The sequence below is a fragment of the Streptomyces sp. G7(2002) genome, assembly GCF_028870195.1.
In the GTDB taxonomy this organism is placed as follows: domain Bacteria; phylum Actinomycetota; class Actinomycetes; order Streptomycetales; family Streptomycetaceae; genus Streptomyces; species Streptomyces nigrescens.
Window position 1 is genome coordinate 3,315,684 of the sequence record NZ_CP102609.1, and the last position, 17,284, is coordinate 3,332,967.

Sequence of the window (17,284 nt, forward strand, 5' to 3'; positions counted from 1 at the left end):
GCCATGACCCCCGATGACCCGCTGCTGAAGATCCTGGTCTGCCCGCTCGACAAGGGCCCGCTGTCGCTGCTCGTCCCCGACGACGCCCTCTACAACCCCCGGCTGCGCCGCCGTTATCCGATCGTCGACGGCATCCCCCAGCTCCTGCCCTCCTCCGGCGAACCGCTCACCGACGCCGAGCATCTGCGCGCGCTGCGCCGCCTCGCGGACCGGGAACCGGGGTCGTGACGCTCGCCGCGCGGCTGGGACCCCGGCTGCCGGCCCGGCTGGTGTCGGCGCTGGCGGCCGGGCTCTATCCGCGGTTCGAACCGGAGCTGCGGCGGCTGGCCGACTTCTGCCCGCCCGGCGGCACGGCCGTCGACGTCGGCGGGTGGTACGGCCCGTGGACCCGGCGGCTGGCCCGTCGCGCCGACCGGGTCGTCACCCTCGAACCGGTCCCCCACCTGGCCCGGCTGCTCGCCTCGGTCACTCCCCCGCAGGTCGAGGTGGTGGCCGCCGCGGCCACCGATCACACGGGATGCGCCACCCTCTGGCTGCCCCCGGGCGGCCGCGGCGACCGCGGGGTGTCCTCGCTCGTACGCCGTGAGCTGCACACCACCGCCGTCGAGGTGCCCTGCCTCCCGCTGGACGCCCTGGAGCTGGCGGCCGTCACCCTCATCAAGATCGACGCGGAGGGCGCGGAGCTGGCGGTGCTGCGCGGCGCCGCACACACCGTGGAGCGTCAACTCCCGGCGCTGTTCGTCGAGTTGGAGACCCGTATCCAGCCGCTCGCCCCCGTCCTGGACTGGACGGCCGCGTACGGCTACCGCGGCTGGGTCCTGCCGCGCGACCGCTGGCTGCCGCTGGACGGTTTCGATCTGTCCGCCCACCAGTCCCGCACCTGCCATGTCGCCGAGCACGGGCTGCTGCGCCGCTCCCTCGCCCCGCACCGCCGCTACGTCAACTCCGTGCTCTTCCTCCCCGACGGCGAGCGCCCCGGACGCCCCGTGGCCCGCGCCGTCCACCACCATGTCCCCCATGGACCACTCCACGGACAATGACCCGCCCGGGGGCCCCGGCGGCCCCGGCACCCCCTCCGCCCTGTCCGGCCCGGTCGCCTTCCAGCTCGTCCTGCTGCGCCGGATGGCCGACCACCACCCCGGCCTGGTCGAGGACGCGCTGCGCACCCTGGGTGTCTCCCGCGCCGGGATGCGCGAGGCCAACCGCCGCTGGCAGGCACGGATGCACGCCCCGCGAGCGCCGGGTGGTCTCCAGCCGTATCGTGCGCTGCTCGGCGCCCCCGAGACCGTCACCGCCCGCCGCATCGGCGATCTGAGCTGCGAGGCACTGACCTGGCCGGTTCCGCTCTGGCCCGATCTGCGGTTCGAGGTCCTCACCGGTGCGCGGGGCGCCGTCTGGAACGCCTGGCTCGTCCGGGCGCCCGGCGCCACCGCCCCTGACCTGCGCACCACCGCTGATCTGCGGCCCTGGTCCTGCACGGTCGACGAGGTCGCCCGCGCCTTCGCCCCGGCCCGCCCCATGGAGGGCAGCGCCCCCACCCGCTGGCGGCTGGCCTGTACCGCGCCCGGCCCCGACGGCACCCCGCAGCGCATCGTCCCCGAATTCACCTGGGGGCTGTACCAGCGGCTGACCGGCTGAGGGCCCGCCGCACCGGCATCTGCCCACCGCATCACCCCTTCGCCGCAACCGCCCCGCCCCCGTCCCCCTAGCGGACCTTTCCAGCAGGCGGCGGCCCCCGCGCGACCGGAGGATGGCGCACGAGCGGTCCCTGCGAACCGGCCGCACGAGCGCTCCGTCCATACCGGCCCATCGGGGAGGAATCACCCATGACCATCAGCCTCGCCCAATTGCGGCGCTGTTCGGCCGCCATCGACATCGGCGCGGCCCGGACCAGGGTGTATGTGAAGCACCAGGGGCTGGTCGTGGACGAACCGACCGTCGCCGCCATCAACACCCGCAGCGGGGCGCTGCTGGCCGTCGGCGCCCAGGCCGAGGTGATGGACGGCCGTACCCCCGACTACATCCGTGTGGTGCGCCCGGTCTCCAACGGCACCATCGTCGATATCGACATGGCCCAGCGGCTGCTGCGGACCCTGGTCGGCGACAAGCTGCGCAGGACCTGGCGGCGCCGGCCCTCGATGCGGGCCGCGGTCTGCCTTCCGTACGGCAGTGAGCCGCTGGCCCAGCGGGCGGCGGTGGAGACGCTCACCGGGCTGGGGGCGCGGCGGGTGGAGCTGGTCGACACCCTGGTCGCCGCGGCGGTGGGTTCCGGGCTCCCGGTGGAGCAGCCCGAGGCCACCATGATCGTGGTGTGTGGCGCCGGCACCACACAGGTCGCGGTGCTCTCCCTCGGCTCGATCGTGTCCGCGGAGACCGTGCCGGTGGGCGGCAACGCCATCGACCACGCGGTCATCCAGCATCTGCGGCTGCACCACGAGCTGATGCTGGCGGGGCAGGCCGTACGCCCGCTGCAGATGATCCTCTCCGGCGGCGACGGGAGCACCCCCGGCTCCACCGAGGTGCACGGCCGGGATGTGGTCAGCGGGATGGCGCGCTCCGTGCATGTCGACACCGAGCGGGTACGGGACGCCATCACCACCCCGCTGACCTCGATCCTCGACGGCATCGGGGCCGTTCTGCGCCGCTGCCCGCCGGATCTGGTGGCCGACCTCGGGGAGCGCGGCATCGTGCTCGCGGGCGGCAGCGCGCTGATTCCCGGTCTGGAGCCGATGATCCACCAGGCCACGAACATGCCGGTGCATACCGCGGACCGCCCCGACACCTGTGCCGTCATGGGGCTCGGCGCCATGATCGAGGGCAAGGTGCAGCCCCTGCACCTCGATCCGATGGACCCGTAGCGCTCCGGTGCCCGCGTCCGCCCGGACTCCGGACTCCGGACTCCGGCCTCCGGCCTCATCGGCTCAGCGGCGAGTCACGGGCCCTGGGTCACAGACCCCGGATTCACAGACTCCGGGCGTTCCAGGCGATCACCGCGGGCCGGTCGTGTTCGGTCCCCAGGACGCCGACCGCGCCGGTCTCGAAGGTGAAGAGTCCCCCGGCGGCGGGCGGCAGGCCGAGCCGGCGGGCGGCCAGCACCCGCAGGAAGTGCGCATGCGCCACCAGCGCCACATCGCCCTCGTCGGCGGCGAGCCGCGGCGCGATCCGTGCCAGCACCCGGTCGGCGCGCGCCCCGACCTGCTCGGGCGACTCGCCCGGATGCTCCTCGGGCCCCGCGGCGACACCGTCGGAGAACAGATACCAGCCGGGCCGGCTGCGGTGGATCTCGGCGGTGGCGATGCCCTCATAGCCGCCGTAGTCCCATTCCCGCAGCTCGGCGTCGATCTGTGGGCGGGCGAGGCCCGCCAGCTCGGCGGTGCGCAGCGCCCGCTCCATCGGGCTGGCGTACACCTGCCCGATCTTCCGGTCCGACAGCAGCGGCCGCAGTGCGCGGGCCTGCTCCTCACCGGTGGCGGTCAGCGGCAGATCGGTCCAGCTGGTGTGCCGGCCGTCCCTGCTCCACTCGGTCTCGCCGTGCCGGACCAGAAGGAGGTCGCTCACGAGCCCTGCGCCTGCTGCCCCTGCTCGGCCTGGGCCTCGGCCTGGGCCTGCTCACCCTGCTGGGCCTCGACGACCGAGGCGCGGACCTCGTCCATGTCCAGCGCACGGGCCTGGCCGATGACGTCCTCCAGGGCCTCCGCGGGCAGCGCGCCCGGCTGGGCGAAGACGGCGATGTTCTCGCGGACGATCATCACGGTCGGGATGGACTGGATCTGGAGGGCCTGCGCCAGCTCGGGCTGCGCCTCCGTGTCGACCTTGGCGAAGACCAGGTCGTCGTGCGTCTCGGAGGACTTCTCGAAGACGGGGCCGAACTGCTTGCACGGCCCGCACCACTCGGCCCAGAAGTCGATCAGAACGAAATCGTTGCCGGAGACGATTTCGTCGAAGTTTTCCTTGGTGAGCTCAATGGTGCTCATGCGTGCTTCCCTGCTTCCGGTCTGTCGACGATTGCCAGTCGGTCTCCGGCTGCGGTAACGGGATCAACCCGTGACGTATTCCGCACGCCGGACCGTCGTGCACCCCTGCCCACCGATCGCGTTCCTAGACATCCGGATCCACGTGGGAAATTACACGCCACCCGGCCGGCCGACGCGGCAACCGGCAGCCGCGCCCCGGCCTCGCTCGGTGCGTCACTTCCCAGGGCGTCTTCCCCTGGCTCCAGAGGGTCTTCCCCTGACTCCAGGAGGTCTTCCCCTAGCTCTTCGCCTTGCCGTAGTCCTTCGCCATCTCGCCCGCGAAGTCGTACACGATGCACTGCTCGTCACCGACGACCCAGGCGTCGTGACCGGGCGGGCAGACGAAGACATCGCCGGGTCCCACTTCGGACTCCGCGCCGTCGTTCATCCTGATGCGCATCCGGCCCTGGACCACGAAGCAGTTGTGGTGGACCTCGCAGCTGTCGGTGCCGGCTATCGGGCGCACCGACTCCGACCAGCGCCAGCCGGGCTCGAAGGTGGCCACGGCAAAGTCCAGTCCGGTGAGGTGCAGGGCTTCGAGGTGGCCCCGGGGAAAGTCGCGCCGCTCATCCGGCTTGTCGACCGTCTTGACTTCCATCATGAGGGCTTCCTCCATCCACCCCCCTGGTCATCCGTGCATACCCCCCGGTCCTTCCATGGTGCGCCGCGACCGGGCGCCCGGCCACCGCGTCCCGGCGGCCGCCCCGCCGGGAGACACGTTCCCCAGCGTTCAGCGGCCGGATGTCGCCGGGGAAGCGCGGTGGCACGCAGTCGCCGCACCCGGCGGTTAGCATCCCGACAAGACCGCCAAGAACGGAGCAAACTTCTGTGCGTCATCTGCGCGTAGGCGTCGCCATCTTGACCATGGGAAACCGTCCCGCCGAGCTGCGGGCGCTGCTGGACTCGGTCGCCAAGCAGGATCTCCGGCCGGCCCACATCGTGGTCATCGGGAACGGCTCACCGCTCCCGCCTCTGCCGCACGGCGCCATCGGTGTCGAGCTGAGCGACAACCTGGGAGTCTCCGGTGGCCGCAATGTCGCCCTGGACGAGCTGCGCAAGCTCGGGGACCTCGACGTGGTGGTCGACCTGGACGACGACGGCCTGCTGATCAGCCCGGACGTCTTCAGCCGGCTGGCGGAACTGCACGCGCGCGACCCGCAGTTGGGCATCGTGAGCTTCCGCATCGCCGACGAGCGGGGCCGCACCCAGCGCCGCCATGTCCCCCGCCTGCGGGCCGGCGACCCGGCGCGCGGCGGCCTGGTCACCACGTTCCTCGGCGGCGGGCACTCCCTGTCCGTACCGATGCTGGAGCGGATCGGCGGCTGGCCCGACGACTTCTTCTACGCGCACGAGGAAACCGACCTGGCCTGGCGGGCCTTGGACGACGGCTGGCACATCCGCTACGTGCCGGAACTCGTGCTCCAGCACCCGTACACCTCACCGACCCGGCACGCGGTCTACCACCGCATGGTCGCCAGAAACCGCGTCTGGCTCGCCAAGCGGCATCTGCCCGCGCTCCTGGTGCCCGCCTATCTGGGCGTATGGGCGGCACTGACAGCCGTACGCAGCCCGTCGGTAGGGGGCCTGCGCGCCTGGGCCGCAGGCTTCGCCGAAGGGGTACGCACCCCCTGCGGACGACGCCGGCCGATGCGCTGGCGCACGGTATGGCGCATGACGAAGCTGGGGCGCCCGCCGATCGTCTGAGCGGTCATCCAGCGGGCTTCCGGAACTCTCTCGGGCGCGGAGGATAAGCCCCAGCCGCCTCGATTGACGCATCACCGGAGGCGACATCTCCTACCAAAGTCAAACAATTCGACAACCCCTCCCGGGCGGAGCAACATGAATTTGTGGGAGGTGCACAGATGGTTGCGAACCTCAGGCGACGGCAGCGCGCCCGGTGGCGTGTACGCCGAGCAGACGGACCTCTCCGCGATCAACGGCTATGAGCCCAGATGAGCCCGTGATCTCCAGACCGCATGTGAACCACTGGCCGGCCGTACGTATCGCCCTTCTCGGCGGTTTCGACCTCGTGGTCGGCGATGTGCCGGTGGTGGTCCCCGTCGGCTCTAAGCGACTCCTGGCGTTCATCGCGCTCAACGGCCTTACCGCTGCCCCCCGGTCCCTGGTCGCCGGAAGTCTTTGGCCCGAAGCATGTGAGCAGAGCGCGCACGCGAACCTGCGGTCGGCGTTGTCGCGCCTGCGCAGCATCGGCAGGAGAGCCCTGGAGATCAGCCCCACCGACGTGCGCCTCGGGCGGGACGTCAGCGTGGATCTGCACCACGCGCGCTCCCTGGCCCAGCGCATACTCGACCCCGGTGTCCCGCCCGGAGAGCTCCAGCTCAGCGCGGCGACCGTAGACCAGCTCTCCGGCGACCTGCTGCCCGGCTGGTACGACGACTGGGCACTGCAGGAGGCGGAACGCTGGCAGCAGCTTCGGCTCCACGCACTTGAGTCGCTGGCGGGAGAGTTCATCGACACGAAGCAGTTCGCCGGGGCGGTGGCGGCCGCCCACGCGGCCGTACAGGCGAATCCGCTGCGGGAGAGCAGTCAGGCGTCACTGATCCGCGCCCACCTGGCGGAAGGCAACCTGTCCGAGGCGCTGGACGACTTCGAACGCTACGAGCACCGCCTCCGCGACGAGCTCGGCCTCCGCCCCACACCGCGGCTGCGTCACCTGATGGACGGGCTGCTGCGGCCGCACCCCGGTCGGTGACAGCGCCCCGGTCGGTGACGGTGGCCCGGTCGGTGACAGCGCCCCGGCGGCCCCGGGCTTCGAGGTACACAGCCCCCTCGCACCGGACCACCCCCTCAACCATTCGGCCCAACAGCACGTTTGCATCGGAATGAGTCTCTTTATTCTGATATGGCGGCGGTGACGTGAATGACCAGGTGATCCGTCGGCGCATCCGTTGAAGGTTCGGGACCCGTGATCGGGGGAGCATGGTGGAGCCACGCGGGTCCTCGGACGAGACCGGCACGGACGGCACCGGCGAAGGCGAGACGCCCGGACGGTCCGCCGCCGTCCGCGGGCTGCCGCCGGCACCGAGCGGGTCCTGGTCACTGCCGTCGCGGATCGTGATCATGGCGGCCGTCGTGGTGCTGACGATCGGCGTCACGCTCCACCTGCTTCTGGTGTTCCTGTTCGTCGCGCCGCCGAACGCCATCAGCAAGAAGTACGACAGGCTGGTCAAGGGTTACGTCTATCCGGAGTTCGATCAGAACTGGCAGCTTTTCGCACCGAATCCGCTCCAGGACAACATCGCCGTGCACGCGCGCGCCGAGGTCGCGTTCCCCGACGGCTCCCGGCGCACGACGAACTGGCTGGCACTGACCGCCCAGGACATCCGCGAGATCAGGCGCAATCCCGTGCCCAGTCACGCGCATCAGAACCTGCTGCGTCAGGCCTGGGACTTCTACAACAGGACGCACGATGCCAAGGGGCGGGCGATCGGCCTGCGCGGTGAACTCTCCGAGGCCTTCGTACGCCGGATCGCGGCTCACCGGCTCGGGTACCGGATCGACGGCGGTCAGGTGGTCAAGGTGCAGATCTACGCGACGAACACCCCGATCATCCCGCCCAAGTGGAGCGGCGACAACGGGAGCACCAAGAAGACCTACCAGGTGCTTCCATGGTGGCCGGTCTCCAAAAAGGAGTTCCCGTGAGCGTCGAGAAGGACATCGCCCGGACGCCTTCCCCCTTCAAGGGCATGGGCAGCAAGCTCGACGCGGCGATCGCCAGGTTCCTGTACAGGATCACGAGTGCGGCACTCGCGCCGTACCAGGCCGCGGTCGTCCGGATCGGCTTCGCCTTGACCTTCGCGCTCTACCTCCTGCGCGAGTGGCCGCACCGGCTGGAGCTGTACGGCACCACCAACCCGTGGGGATTCGACCTGGCCCAGCGCCTCATCGCCTCGAACAACGCGTTCACGGTCCTGCTGTGGTCGAACCACAGGCTGTGGTTCGAGCTGGTCTACCACGGGGTGCTCGTCGTGAGTGTGCTGCTGCTCCTGGGGTGGCACACCCGCACGATGTCGATCCTGTTCATGGTCGGGGTGTTGTCCCTGATGAACCGCAGCGTCCTCCTGGGCGACGGCGGCGACACCCTCATCCACCTGATGGCGAGCTATTTGGTGCTCACCCGGTGCGGGCAGGTGTGGTCGCTGGACGCCCGACGGCGGGAGCGCCAGGAGACACCACCCCGGGACGGCTGCGACCGGGTGAGCGTGACGCTGTGGATCCTCGCCGGCGTGGGCCTCGCCCTCGCGCAGATGACGGGATTCGCCAAACTCCCCAAGGGCTGGGTACTGATCCTCTGGGGGCTGTGGCTGATCCAGGCCCTGTGGTTCTGGGCAGGGCGGCGTCGTTCCCGGGACACGTGGGCGCTGTTCGATGTCGTCGCCAACCTCGTCCACAACGCCGCGATGCTGGTGATCGCCGCCCAGGTATGCCTGCTCTATGCCACCGCCGGCTGGTACAAGGTCCAGGGCTCCCGCTGGCAGGACGGAAGCGCCCTGCACTTCCCGCTTCATCTGGACTACTTCAGCCCGTGGGCGGGTCTGTCCCAGGTGTTCGACAGCCGCTCCACCATTGTCACGCTGATCACCTACGGCACCGTGGTCGCGCAGGTCGCCTTTCCCTTCACGCTCCTGAACCGACGGGTGAAGAACGTGATGCTTGCGATCTTGATGACCGAACACGCGACCATCGCGGTGATCTGCGGCCTGCCGTTCTTCTCGCTGGCGATGATCGTCTCTGACATGGTCTTTCTGCCGACGAACTTCCTGCGCTGGGGCGGGTCGAGGATTGCGGCCGCGCGGGACCGCATCACCGCACCACTACGCCGGAACAAGGGTCCGGGCGACCGGAACGAGAGCCGGGGCGTGACCGTCTGACGCACCGTGCGACCTCACGCATGTGATGCCCGGCGCGATGTGATGCCCGGCGCGCGCGGCCCCCCTGACGGAATCGGCCCGTAGTGGGCACCAACCGCCAGAGGGATTGCGGAATTGCGGAATTGCGGAATTGAGCCCGCCCCTCAGCGCGATCCGCGAACTCTGCCGAGCACGTACCCCGCCTCGGGTGTTGTGGGCCTGACCGCCTGTGATGACGCCGTTCGCTCAGCCGCCGGCGCCCGTACCGCCTGTGGTGCCGCCTCCGATGCTCGCGCCGGTCGCACCGGTCGCTCCGGTGGAGCCGGTCGCACCGGTGGTGCCTCCGGCGGTGGTGGTGGCGCCCGTGGTGGTTGCGCCGGTTGTGGTGGCACCCGTGCTGGTGCTGGCACCCGTGGTGGTGCTGGCGCCGGTGGTGGTCTGGGCACCGGTCACCGTGCCACCCGTAGTGGTCTGGGCACCGGTCGTCGTGGCGCCGGTGGTGGTCTGAGCGGCGGTCGTCGTGGTGGCACCGGTGGTGGTGCTGGCGGCGGTCGTCGTGGTGGCACCGGTTGTCGTGGTGCTGGCGCCGGTTACGGTGCGCCCGCCGATGCCGCCACCCCCGCCGCCGCCTCCGCCGCCGCCCCCGCCGCCGGACCTGCACAGCGCCCTGACCGAGCCCGGAGCGACATCGATGACCTTGCCGGTGACCTTGCTGATGCACAGGACCGCTGGTGCTGCCGGCGCCGACTGTGTCGACTGGACCGGAGCTTTCGCAGCCGCTGGTTCAGCGCCCGTCACCCCTACCGCCCCCATCGTTCCGGCGAGCGCGGCCGCTATGAAGGACGCGCCGACCACGTGCGAAAGGCGCCTCCGGATGGTTGTCATCACTGCGCCTCCTCTTCTCTGGAGAGCTCATAGATGCCTCAAGCGTGGGAGCGCAGCCATGACCGCAGCGTTGAACCGGCGTGACCCTCGCGTGACGCCGTCGGCCGGAGGGCGCGGGGCCGTGGGGGCCGGGCACATCGGGTCCTACCCGTCGTCGCCCCTGTCCGGTCGCCAGAGGCCCGCCACTGACTGGGCGTAGGCGATGCGGTGGTCGAGGTGTTTGCCGTAGACGCGGTAGCAGGGCTCTCCAATCTTTTGCTTGAGTGCCGTGCGCTTCCACAATCCTTGGGTGGTTTTCCAGACGGTGCGGGTCGGGGGGTCGATGACGATGTCACCGTCGGTCAAGTAGAGGAGGAACTCGATAATGATGAAGGGAAGGTAGAGCACCGACTTGATGATCGAGCTGATGGAGGCCCCGCGGGCCCGCAGAAGGGGCTGCTTCGGCCGCACGATCTCACGGACGGGGCGCCACCTCTGCTCGGGTGGTGGCAGGCGGAGTTCGGCCAGGACCTGGTAATCGGGCGTCAGGACCCTGAACACGTCTCCCTGTGCCACGAGGACGACGATGGGCTCGGAGGTGTCCTTGGTCCGGTACAGGGTGTAGCGAGGTTCGGTGCCGGGAGGCAGTGCCCAGTTCGGGGGCGTGCCCACGGTGGCGTAGGCGAATGGTTCGCCCCGGAAGGGCGCGACGACATATTCGAGAGGGAAGGCGCATTCACCGGGCTCGCTCTTCGAGGGGTTCCGAGCGTGGAACCAAACCTTCGTGGAGCTGTTCATGGTCTTCTCCTAGCCGAACACCGAGCGGACGTCGGTGGGTGTGGGCGACCCCTCTTCGGCCTGCGCTGCGAGGCGGAAGGTGAGGGTCTCACCGATCTTCCGCAACCAACCGACGTAGCGGGGGAGTTCGGCGAAGCTGGGCGTGGAGAGGGACCAGCGCGGTGGTCTCACGCTGGGACTCGGTGTCCGCGGGCCAGATCTTCTCGGCCAGTTCCCACAGAGCGGCATCAAGGACTTCGGCAGGGAGGTGCAGCGGGAGTTCGCGACTGAGATCGTCGGCTTCGACCTTGAAGTACCCGCCCATATGTCCCCCCGGATCCCGATTACAGTTCGTCAAATTGTAAGCAGCGGGCGGGGGATGGAGGTCACAGGGCCCAGGCCGCAGCCCTGGTCGACGTCGCGGGAGATGCCGCGGCAGAGGTTCGAACAACTGGGCTCGCACGTGATCACGCCACCGCCCGATCTCGATCCCGGCCCCGGCCCCGATTCCGGCCCCGGTCCTGTTCGACGCCCCGGTGGCAGACCCGCCGGACAGGCCCTGCCGCCTACCTACCGGTCACCCCCGCCGGACGCTCCCGCGCGATCGGCGTGGCCGTCCGCTCCCGCCGGCCTGAAAGGTACGGAGTCCGGTGCGGGCATCGCGGCGCGTGGCAGCGTCCGGTCCGCGATGAGCCGCCGTCGCGCACCGGAAGATCACTGGAAGGTCGCCGGAAGATCAACAGCGGCCGTGTCGCGATCAACCCAGCCACGGGCGCACTGCGCCTTTCGGGCATGGCTCGCGTTTCGCCCGCTCGGTGTCCATCGGGCCGGATCTTGGTCTGAACGCGTGAACGGGGGCCGCCGCCCTGGAGCGGTGACCCCCGTTCCTGCGTTTCCACAGGTAGAAAAGGTTCCCCTGGGAGAACCGTGTGTGGGGCGGGTGGGACTCGAACCCACGGCCGACGGATTATGAGTCCGCTGCTCTAACCGGCTGAGCTACCGCCCCCCACGGCGCGTCGCGCACATTTGTGCGCGCCGTCTGCCGCAGCATAGCCGCTCATACGATCTGCTGCCCGTGAGGGCTGCCGTCGCGCGACCACGCACGCCCAAGAGGACTTCGATCACGGGCCGTTCGGTTCCATGGCACAAGAAAAAGGACCCCGTGCGGGGTCCTCTTCTCTCTGCTCCCCCGACTGGACTCGAACCAGTAACCCTCCGGTTAACAGCCGAATGCTCTGCCAATTGAGCTACAGGGGACCGAGCTCCCCCGACTGGACTCGAACCAGTAACCTGCCGGTTAACAGCCGGCTGCTCTGCCAATTGAGCTACAGGGGATTGCTCTGTGTGCCTCGAATGCACCGCTGCCCGGTCTTCCGGACGGCGCGCGCTCGCTGCGACACATACATTAGCGCAAGCAGGGGGGTGCTCCGCCAATCGGTATCGCCTCAGGTCACCTCGGGTGATCCGCGGCCCCGGAGGGTAGGCGCGTGACACAGCCCGGCACTCCGGTGCGTACCGGCACCGGACGGGACGACGAGAGGAAAGGTGGAGCAATGCGCTACCGGCTCACGTTCATCGCGGGACTGGCCACCGGGTATGTGCTCGGCGCACGGGCGGGCCGGGAACGGTACGAGCAGCTCCGCAAGGCCGCCCAGCGGGTCTCCCAGAATCCCGCGGTCCGGAACACCGCCGAGTCGGCCGCGCTGACCGGGCGCGAGGCGGCGTCGAAGGCCTTCGGGACGGTCTCGGCCAAGGTCGGGGACCGGCTTCCCACCTCCGTCACCGACCGGGTCCGCTCGCTGCGCGAGCAGCGCGGCTCCGACGAGGACGACTGGGGCACGAGCAATACCTGAGCCGTGGCGCTCCCGGGCAAACCCTGACTCTCTCCCTATGCGTCGTATGGGGCATCATCTGAGGCCATGGGGATAGTCGCCGGATTGGACAGTTCGTCCGAGAGCACACGGATCGTCGTCTGCGATGCGGACACGGGTGCCGTCATCAGGCGTGGATACGCGCCGCACCCCGTCGAGAAGGGGCCCGAGGTCGATCCACAGGCCTGGCTGATCTCGCTCGGCGAGGCGGCCGGCAGCGGGCTGCTCGAAGGGGTGCAGGCGATCGGTGTCTCCGCGCAGCCGCACGGTCTGCTGCCGCTGGACGTCGAGGGCAATCTCGTACGGCCCGCGCTGGTCGGCAATGACAAGCGGGCGCAGAGCGCGGCCGCCGATCTGATCGACTCGCTCGGCGGGCGTACCGCGTGGGCGCAGGCCGTCGGAGCGGTGCCGCAGGCGACCCATGCGGTGACGAAGCTGCGCTGGCTGGCGCGTACGGAGCCGGCGCACGCGGCCCGGATCGCGGAGGTCATGCAGCCGCACGACTGGCTGGCGTGGCAGCTGCTGGGGCGGCCCGCGCGGCGTACGACGGACCGCGGCGGGGCCTCGGCGACGGGTTTCTGGTCGGCGGCGACCGGGGCGTACCGGCCGGATCTGGTGGAGCTGGCGCTGGGCCATCAGGTGCGGCTGCCGGAGCTGCTGAGCCCGTCGGGGACGGCGGGGTTCACCCCGGAGGGGCTGCTGATCTCCGCCGGTACGGGCGAGACGATGGCCGCCGCCTTCGGGCTCGGCGTCGGGGAGGGCGACGCCGTGGTGTCGCTGGGCGCCTCGGGGTCGGTGTTCGGGATCCATCACGAGGCGCTGGTGGACCCGAGCGGCACGATCACCTCGTTCGCGGACGCCACCGGCCGGCATCTGCCGGTGGTGCACACCAGCAACGCGGTACGGGTGCTGCGCGGCGCCGCGGAGATGCTGGGGACGGATCTGGAGGGCCTGTCCGAGCTGGCGATGAATTCGTCGCCGGGTGCGTACGGGATGGTGCTGCTGCCGTATCTGGAGGGCGAGAAGACGCCCCACCTGCCGCACACCGCCGGGTCGTTGCACGGGATGCGGCGGGACAGCATGAAGCCGGAGCATCTGGCGCGGGCGGCCGTCGAGGGCATGCTCTGCGGGCTCGCGGACGCGCTGGATGTGCTGCGGGGGCGGGGCATGGCGGTGCGCCGGGTGTTCCTGCTGGGCGCGGCCGCGGAGCTGTTCGCGGTGCAGGCGGTGGCACCAGCGCTGTTCGGGGTGCCGGTCGTGGTGCCGCAGCCGGCGGAGTACGCGGCGCTGGGCGCGGCCCGGCAGGCGGCCTGGGCGTGGGGGGTGGCGCACGGCACGCTCACCCCGGCCGGCGGCGCGGAGTCCGGACCGGGCGGCGGGCCCGCCTGGGTCGATCCCCCGCAGTGGCCGGCCGCCACGAGCCAGGTCTTCGAGCCGGGTGAGGAGCTGGCGGTCGGCCAGGCCGTGCGCCAGCAGTACGCGGCGGTGCGCGACGAGGCCTATCCGGGGGCGTTCCAGCGGGAGGCGTGACCGGGCCGGGGTGGCCGGGCGTACGGGGCCGGGCCCGGCGGTCTCAGTCGAGGTAGCCGCGGAGCTGGTCGGCGAAGGCGTGGTCGCGGAGCTTGTTGAGGGTCTTGGACTCGATCTGCCGTATCCGTTCGCGGGTGACGCCGAAGATCCGGCCGATCTCCTCCAGCGTGCGGGGGCGGCCGTCGGCGAGGCCGTAGCGGAGCTGGACGACCTTGCGTTCGCGTTCGCCGAGGGTCGACAGCACCGCGTCGAGGTGCTCGCGGAGCAGCAGGAACGCGGCGGATTCGACGGGTGAGGCGGCGTCGCCGTCCTCGATGAGATCGCCGAGGGCGACGTCCTCCTCCTCGCCGACGGGGGCGTGCAGCGAGACCGGCTCCTGGGCCAGCCGCAGCACCTCGCTGACGCGTTCCCCGGTCAGGTCGAGGTGCGCGGCGACCTCCTCGGGCGTCGGTTCGCAGCCGCGCTCCTGGAGCATTCTGCGCTGGACCCGCACCACGCGGTTGATCAGCTCGACGACATGGACCGGGACCCGGATGGTGCGGGCCTGGTCGGCGAGGGCGCGGGACATCGCCTGGCGGATCCACCAGGTGGCGTAGGTGGAGAACTTGTAGCCGCGGGCGTAGTCGAACTTCTCGACGGCGCGGATCAGTCCGAGGTTCCCCTCCTGGACAAGGTCGAGCATGGTCAGCCCGCGGCCGACGTAGCGCTTGGCGACGGAGACCACCAGACGCAGGTTGGCCTCGATGAGGCGGCGCTTGGCCATCCGGCCCAGGACGACCAACTTGTCGAGGTCGAAGGCGAGTTGGGAGGAGAGGTCGGTGGCGTGGGTGAGCTTCTCCTCGGCGAAGAGACCGGCCTCGACGCGGCGGGCGAGCTCGACCTCCTCGGCGGCGGTGAGCAGCGGGATCCGGCCGATCTCGCGGAGGTACTGGCGGAAGAGGTCGGAGGACGGGCTGCCCGTCTCGGGGCGCGGTACCGGCTCCGGGACGATCTCCTCGACGATCATCTCGGCGGCGGGTGGTTCGGCCTGCTGCGGCACGGTGAGCGGCTCCGCGGCCGCCTCCGCGTCCGGCTCCGTGTCAGGTTCCGTGGCGGCCGGCGCATCGGCGAGGGTCTGGGTCTGCACGGGGGCGACCTCCAGGGTGATCGCTGCTGAAGCGGCAGAAAGGTCGGGCACGGTGGCGGCCGAGCCGCCGTCCGTCCCGTACGTCACGAGTGGTTCCGCGGGGGATTCCGGTGCGGTACGACCGGACCCGCCGCGCACCGAGGACTCAGGCAACGCTCCTCAGTGTGGAGTACGACACACGCCTGCCACGAGGGGCGTGCGGGCACTTTTTGAGTCCGGTCCGTGACCGGACGGCTACCGCGGGGTGTTGCCGGGCGGCTGGCGCGGGGGCTCCGCGGGCCTCCCCGGGGGCCTATAGGGCCGCGTATCCGCGTTCGCGCAGCGACTGGCCGTACTGCTGGAGGACCCACAGTTCGTTCTGCACGGCCGCGAGGTGCTCGGGGTCGGCGCGGGGGCCGAGGCGCTGGAGGGTGCCGCGGATCTCGGTGACGCGCTGATTGACGGCGGCGAGGCGGACGGCGACCAACTGGACGCCGGCGTAGGCCTCGTCGGGATCCCGGCGGGTGTGCAGCGGTTCGACGGCGAGCTCGGTGACCATGGCACGGACGGTGTCGTCGGGGGCCGCCTCCCGCACCCGGGGGACGAAGCCCTGGTCGGCGGCGCCGGCCGCGGCACCGCCGGCGTCCTCGATGCACTGGCGGACCACGGCGTAGGGCGGGGCGGTGAACTCGTCGGCCCCGTAGGCGTCGAAGGCCGGGGAGACCAGGTCGGGGCGCTGCAGCGCCAGCTTGAGCAGCTCCCGCTCGACGCGGTGGGCGGGGCTGCGGAGGTTGAGCGCCGGGCCGCGCGGGCCGGGCGCGGGGCGGGCCTGCTCGGCGGCCGGGGACTGACCGTGCCGCTGCTGCTGACGGCCCTGGGCGGGGCCGCCGTCACGGCCGCGCTCGCGGGCCCAGCGGGCGAGCTGGGCGACGCGCTTGACCACGAACTGGGTGTCCAGGATGCCGAGCATGCCGGCGAGCTGGACGGCGGACTCGTGCTGGATGGAGCTGTTCTTGATGTGGGCGACGATGGGGGCGGCCTCGTCGAGGGCGGCGGCGCGGCCGACGGTGGTGTCGAGGTTGTGCCGGGAGACGACATGGCGCAGCGCGAACTCGAAGAGCGGGGTGCGGGCCTCGACGAGATCGGCGACGGCCTGATCACCCTTGGCGAGCCGCAGATCGCACGGGTCCATACCGCCCGGGGTAATGGCGATGGAGGTCTCGGCGGCGAACTTCTGGTCGTCCTCGAAGGCGCGCAGGGCGGCCTTCTGGCCCGCGGCGTCGCCGTCGAAGGTGAAGACGACCTCGGAGCCGGAGTTGTCCATCAGGAGGCGGCGGAGGATCTTGATGTGGCCCTCGCCGAAGGCCGTGCCGGAGGTGGCGATGGCGGTGGTGACCCCGGCCAGATGGCAGGCCATGACGTCGGTGTAGCCCTCGACCACGACCGCGCGGTTGGTCTTGGCGATCTCCTTCTTGGCGAGGTCGATGCCGTAGAGGACCTGGGACTTGCGGTAGATGGGGGTTTCGGGGGTGTTGAGGTACTTGGGGCCGTTGTCGTCGTCGCGGAGCTTGCGGGCGCCGAAGCCGACGACCTCGCCGGCGATATCGCGGATCGGCCACATCAGCCGGCCGCGGAAGCGGTCGATGGGGCCGCGGCGGCCCTCCTGGGAGAGGCCGGAGAGGACCAGCTCCTGGTCGCTGAAGCGGCGGCCGCGCAGGAAGCGGGTGAGGTGGTCCCAGCCGGCCGGGCTGTAACCGACGCCGAAATGCTGGGCGGCGGACTGGTCGAAGCCGCGCTCGGCGAGGAACTTGCGGGCGATCTCGGCCTCGGGGCTGTCGAGCTGCTCGACGTAGAACTGGGCGGCGGCCTTGTGGGCCTCCACCAGGCGGGTGCGCTCGCCCTGCTGGCGGCCGGGGGTGTAGCCGCCCTCCTCGTAGCGCAGGGTGATACCGGCCTGGGAGGCGAGGCGCTCGATGGTCTCGGCGAAGGAGAGGTGGTCGATCTTCATGACGAAGTCGACGGTGTCGCCGCCCTCCTGGCAGCCGAAGCAGTGGTAGAGCCCCTTGGCCGGGCTGACGTGGAAGGACGGGGACTTCTCGTCGTGGAAGGGGCACAGGCCCTTGAGATTGCCGCCGCCGGCGTTGCGGAGCTGGAGATATTCGGACACGACGGCGTCGATCGGGACCGCGTCCCGTACCGCCTTCACATCGTCATCGTTGATCCTGCCAGCCACGCGTGAATTCTACGGCCGGG

18 protein-coding genes and 3 tRNA genes are annotated in these 17,284 nt (G+C 70.8%); 10 read left to right on the forward strand and 11 right to left on the reverse strand.

What is annotated here, in order from left to right:
• Positions 1 to 3: 3 nt before the first annotated feature.
• The 4 genes from NUT86_RS13680 to mreB all read left to right on the forward strand — a co-directional run bounded on the left by NUT86_RS13680 (position 4) and on the right by mreB (position 2,858).
• Entirely contained in the window at positions 4 to 228 is a 225-nt protein-coding gene (locus NUT86_RS13680) for a Trm112 family protein (RefSeq protein ID WP_159488350.1), read from the forward strand.
• Positions 225 to 1,040 (forward strand): FkbM family methyltransferase, encoded by an 816-nt coding sequence (locus tag NUT86_RS13685; RefSeq protein WP_159488349.1) that lies wholly within the window; start codon positions 225 to 227, stop codon positions 1,038 to 1,040. The genes NUT86_RS13680 and NUT86_RS13685 overlap by 4 nt, the downstream gene beginning before the upstream one ends.
• The gene (locus NUT86_RS13690; RefSeq protein WP_274735441.1) at positions 1,018 to 1,638 is read left to right on the forward strand and encodes a hypothetical protein; all 621 of its coding nucleotides are present in this window, start codon (positions 1,018 to 1,020) and stop codon (positions 1,636 to 1,638) included. Before NUT86_RS13685 ends, NUT86_RS13690 begins: the two co-directional genes overlap by 23 nt.
• Positions 1,639 to 1,826: 188 nt before the next feature.
• Positions 1,827 to 2,858, forward strand: coding sequence for a rod shape-determining protein (mreB, locus tag NUT86_RS13695; protein WP_159488347.1), 1,032 nt, complete (start codon positions 1,827 to 1,829; stop codon positions 2,856 to 2,858).
• A gap of 103 nt (positions 2,859 to 2,961) precedes the next feature.
• Here the strand turns inward: mreB and NUT86_RS13700 are convergent, their stop codons facing one another.
• From NUT86_RS13700 to NUT86_RS13710, 3 genes are all read right to left on the reverse strand, one after another.
• Positions 2,962 to 3,558 carry a histidine phosphatase family protein gene (locus tag NUT86_RS13700; protein ID WP_018088091.1) on the reverse strand — a complete coding sequence of 199 codons (597 nt, stop codon included), beginning with the start codon at positions 3,556 to 3,558 and terminating at the stop codon, positions 2,962 to 2,964.
• The gene (trxA, locus tag NUT86_RS13705) at positions 3,555 to 3,974 is read right to left on the reverse strand and encodes a thioredoxin (RefSeq protein WP_266446574.1); all 420 of its coding nucleotides are present in this window, start codon (positions 3,972 to 3,974) and stop codon (positions 3,555 to 3,557) included. The genes NUT86_RS13700 and trxA overlap by 4 nt, the downstream gene beginning before the upstream one ends.
• A gap of 277 nt (positions 3,975 to 4,251) precedes the next feature.
• Positions 4,252 to 4,614 (reverse strand): cupin domain-containing protein, encoded by a 363-nt coding sequence (locus NUT86_RS13710; RefSeq protein WP_026169361.1) that lies wholly within the window; start codon positions 4,612 to 4,614, stop codon positions 4,252 to 4,254.
• 227 nt (positions 4,615 to 4,841) lie between these two features.
• Between NUT86_RS13710 and NUT86_RS13715 the strand changes: the two genes are divergently transcribed.
• The 4 genes from NUT86_RS13715 (at position 4,842) to NUT86_RS13730 (ending at position 8,905) form a co-directional block, all read left to right on the forward strand.
• On the forward strand, positions 4,842 to 5,717 hold the full coding sequence (locus NUT86_RS13715) for a glycosyltransferase family 2 protein (protein WP_159488345.1): 876 nt from the start codon (positions 4,842 to 4,844) through the stop codon (positions 5,715 to 5,717).
• A gap of 256 nt (positions 5,718 to 5,973) precedes the next feature.
• Positions 5,974 to 6,726, forward strand: a complete 753-nt coding sequence (locus NUT86_RS13720) for an AfsR/SARP family transcriptional regulator (RefSeq protein ID WP_229838206.1) — start codon at positions 5,974 to 5,976, stop codon at positions 6,724 to 6,726.
• Between the two features lie 227 nt (positions 6,727 to 6,953).
• Positions 6,954 to 7,676 (forward strand): DUF5819 family protein, encoded by a 723-nt coding sequence (locus NUT86_RS13725; protein ID WP_159488344.1) that lies wholly within the window; start codon positions 6,954 to 6,956, stop codon positions 7,674 to 7,676.
• Positions 7,673 to 8,905, forward strand: a complete 1,233-nt coding sequence (locus NUT86_RS13730; protein ID WP_159488343.1) for an HTTM domain-containing protein — start codon at positions 7,673 to 7,675, stop codon at positions 8,903 to 8,905. The genes NUT86_RS13725 and NUT86_RS13730 overlap by 4 nt, the downstream gene beginning before the upstream one ends.
• Positions 8,906 to 9,130: 225 nt before the next feature.
• Here the strand turns inward: NUT86_RS13730 and NUT86_RS13735 are convergent, their stop codons facing one another.
• The 6 genes from NUT86_RS13735 to NUT86_RS13760 all read right to left on the reverse strand — a co-directional run bounded on the left by NUT86_RS13735 (position 9,131) and on the right by NUT86_RS13760 (position 11,860).
• Complete coding sequence (locus tag NUT86_RS13735) at positions 9,131 to 9,769, reverse strand: hypothetical protein (RefSeq protein ID WP_158686000.1); 639 nt, start codon at positions 9,767 to 9,769, stop codon at positions 9,131 to 9,133.
• Positions 9,770 to 9,913: 144 nt separating this feature from the next.
• Entirely contained in the window at positions 9,914 to 10,546 is a 633-nt protein-coding gene (locus NUT86_RS13740; RefSeq protein ID WP_274735444.1) for a hypothetical protein, read from the reverse strand.
• A 9-nt stretch (positions 10,547 to 10,555) separates the two neighbouring features.
• On the reverse strand, positions 10,556 to 10,717 hold the full coding sequence (locus NUT86_RS13745) for a hypothetical protein (RefSeq protein ID WP_274735445.1): 162 nt from the start codon (positions 10,715 to 10,717) through the stop codon (positions 10,556 to 10,558).
• Between the two features lie 740 nt (positions 10,718 to 11,457).
• A tRNA-Ile gene (locus NUT86_RS13750) sits at positions 11,458 to 11,531 on the reverse strand.
• Between the two features lie 178 nt (positions 11,532 to 11,709).
• Positions 11,710 to 11,782: transfer RNA gene (locus NUT86_RS13755), tRNA-Asn, on the reverse strand.
• A gap of 5 nt (positions 11,783 to 11,787) precedes the next feature.
• Positions 11,788 to 11,860, reverse strand: a tRNA-Asn gene (locus NUT86_RS13760).
• Between the two features lie 218 nt (positions 11,861 to 12,078).
• On the opposite strand from NUT86_RS13760, the gene NUT86_RS13765 reads away from it, so the two are divergent.
• A complete protein-coding gene (locus tag NUT86_RS13765; RefSeq protein ID WP_159488338.1) occupies positions 12,079 to 12,378 on the forward strand; it encodes a YtxH domain-containing protein in 300 nt (99 codons plus the stop codon).
• A 66-nt stretch (positions 12,379 to 12,444) separates the two neighbouring features.
• A complete protein-coding gene (locus NUT86_RS13770; protein ID WP_274735446.1) occupies positions 12,445 to 13,926 on the forward strand; it encodes an FGGY family carbohydrate kinase in 1,482 nt (493 codons plus the stop codon).
• Positions 13,927 to 13,969: 43 nt separating this feature from the next.
• Here the strand turns inward: NUT86_RS13770 and NUT86_RS13775 are convergent, their stop codons facing one another.
• Entirely contained in the window at positions 13,970 to 15,205 is a 1,236-nt protein-coding gene (locus NUT86_RS13775; protein ID WP_026169364.1) for an RNA polymerase sigma factor, read from the reverse strand.
• Positions 15,206 to 15,344: 139 nt separating this feature from the next.
• The gene (dnaG, locus tag NUT86_RS13780) at positions 15,345 to 17,264 is read right to left on the reverse strand and encodes a DNA primase (protein WP_159488336.1); all 1,920 of its coding nucleotides are present in this window, start codon (positions 17,262 to 17,264) and stop codon (positions 15,345 to 15,347) included.
• Between the last annotated feature and the right edge of the window lie 20 nt (positions 17,265 to 17,284).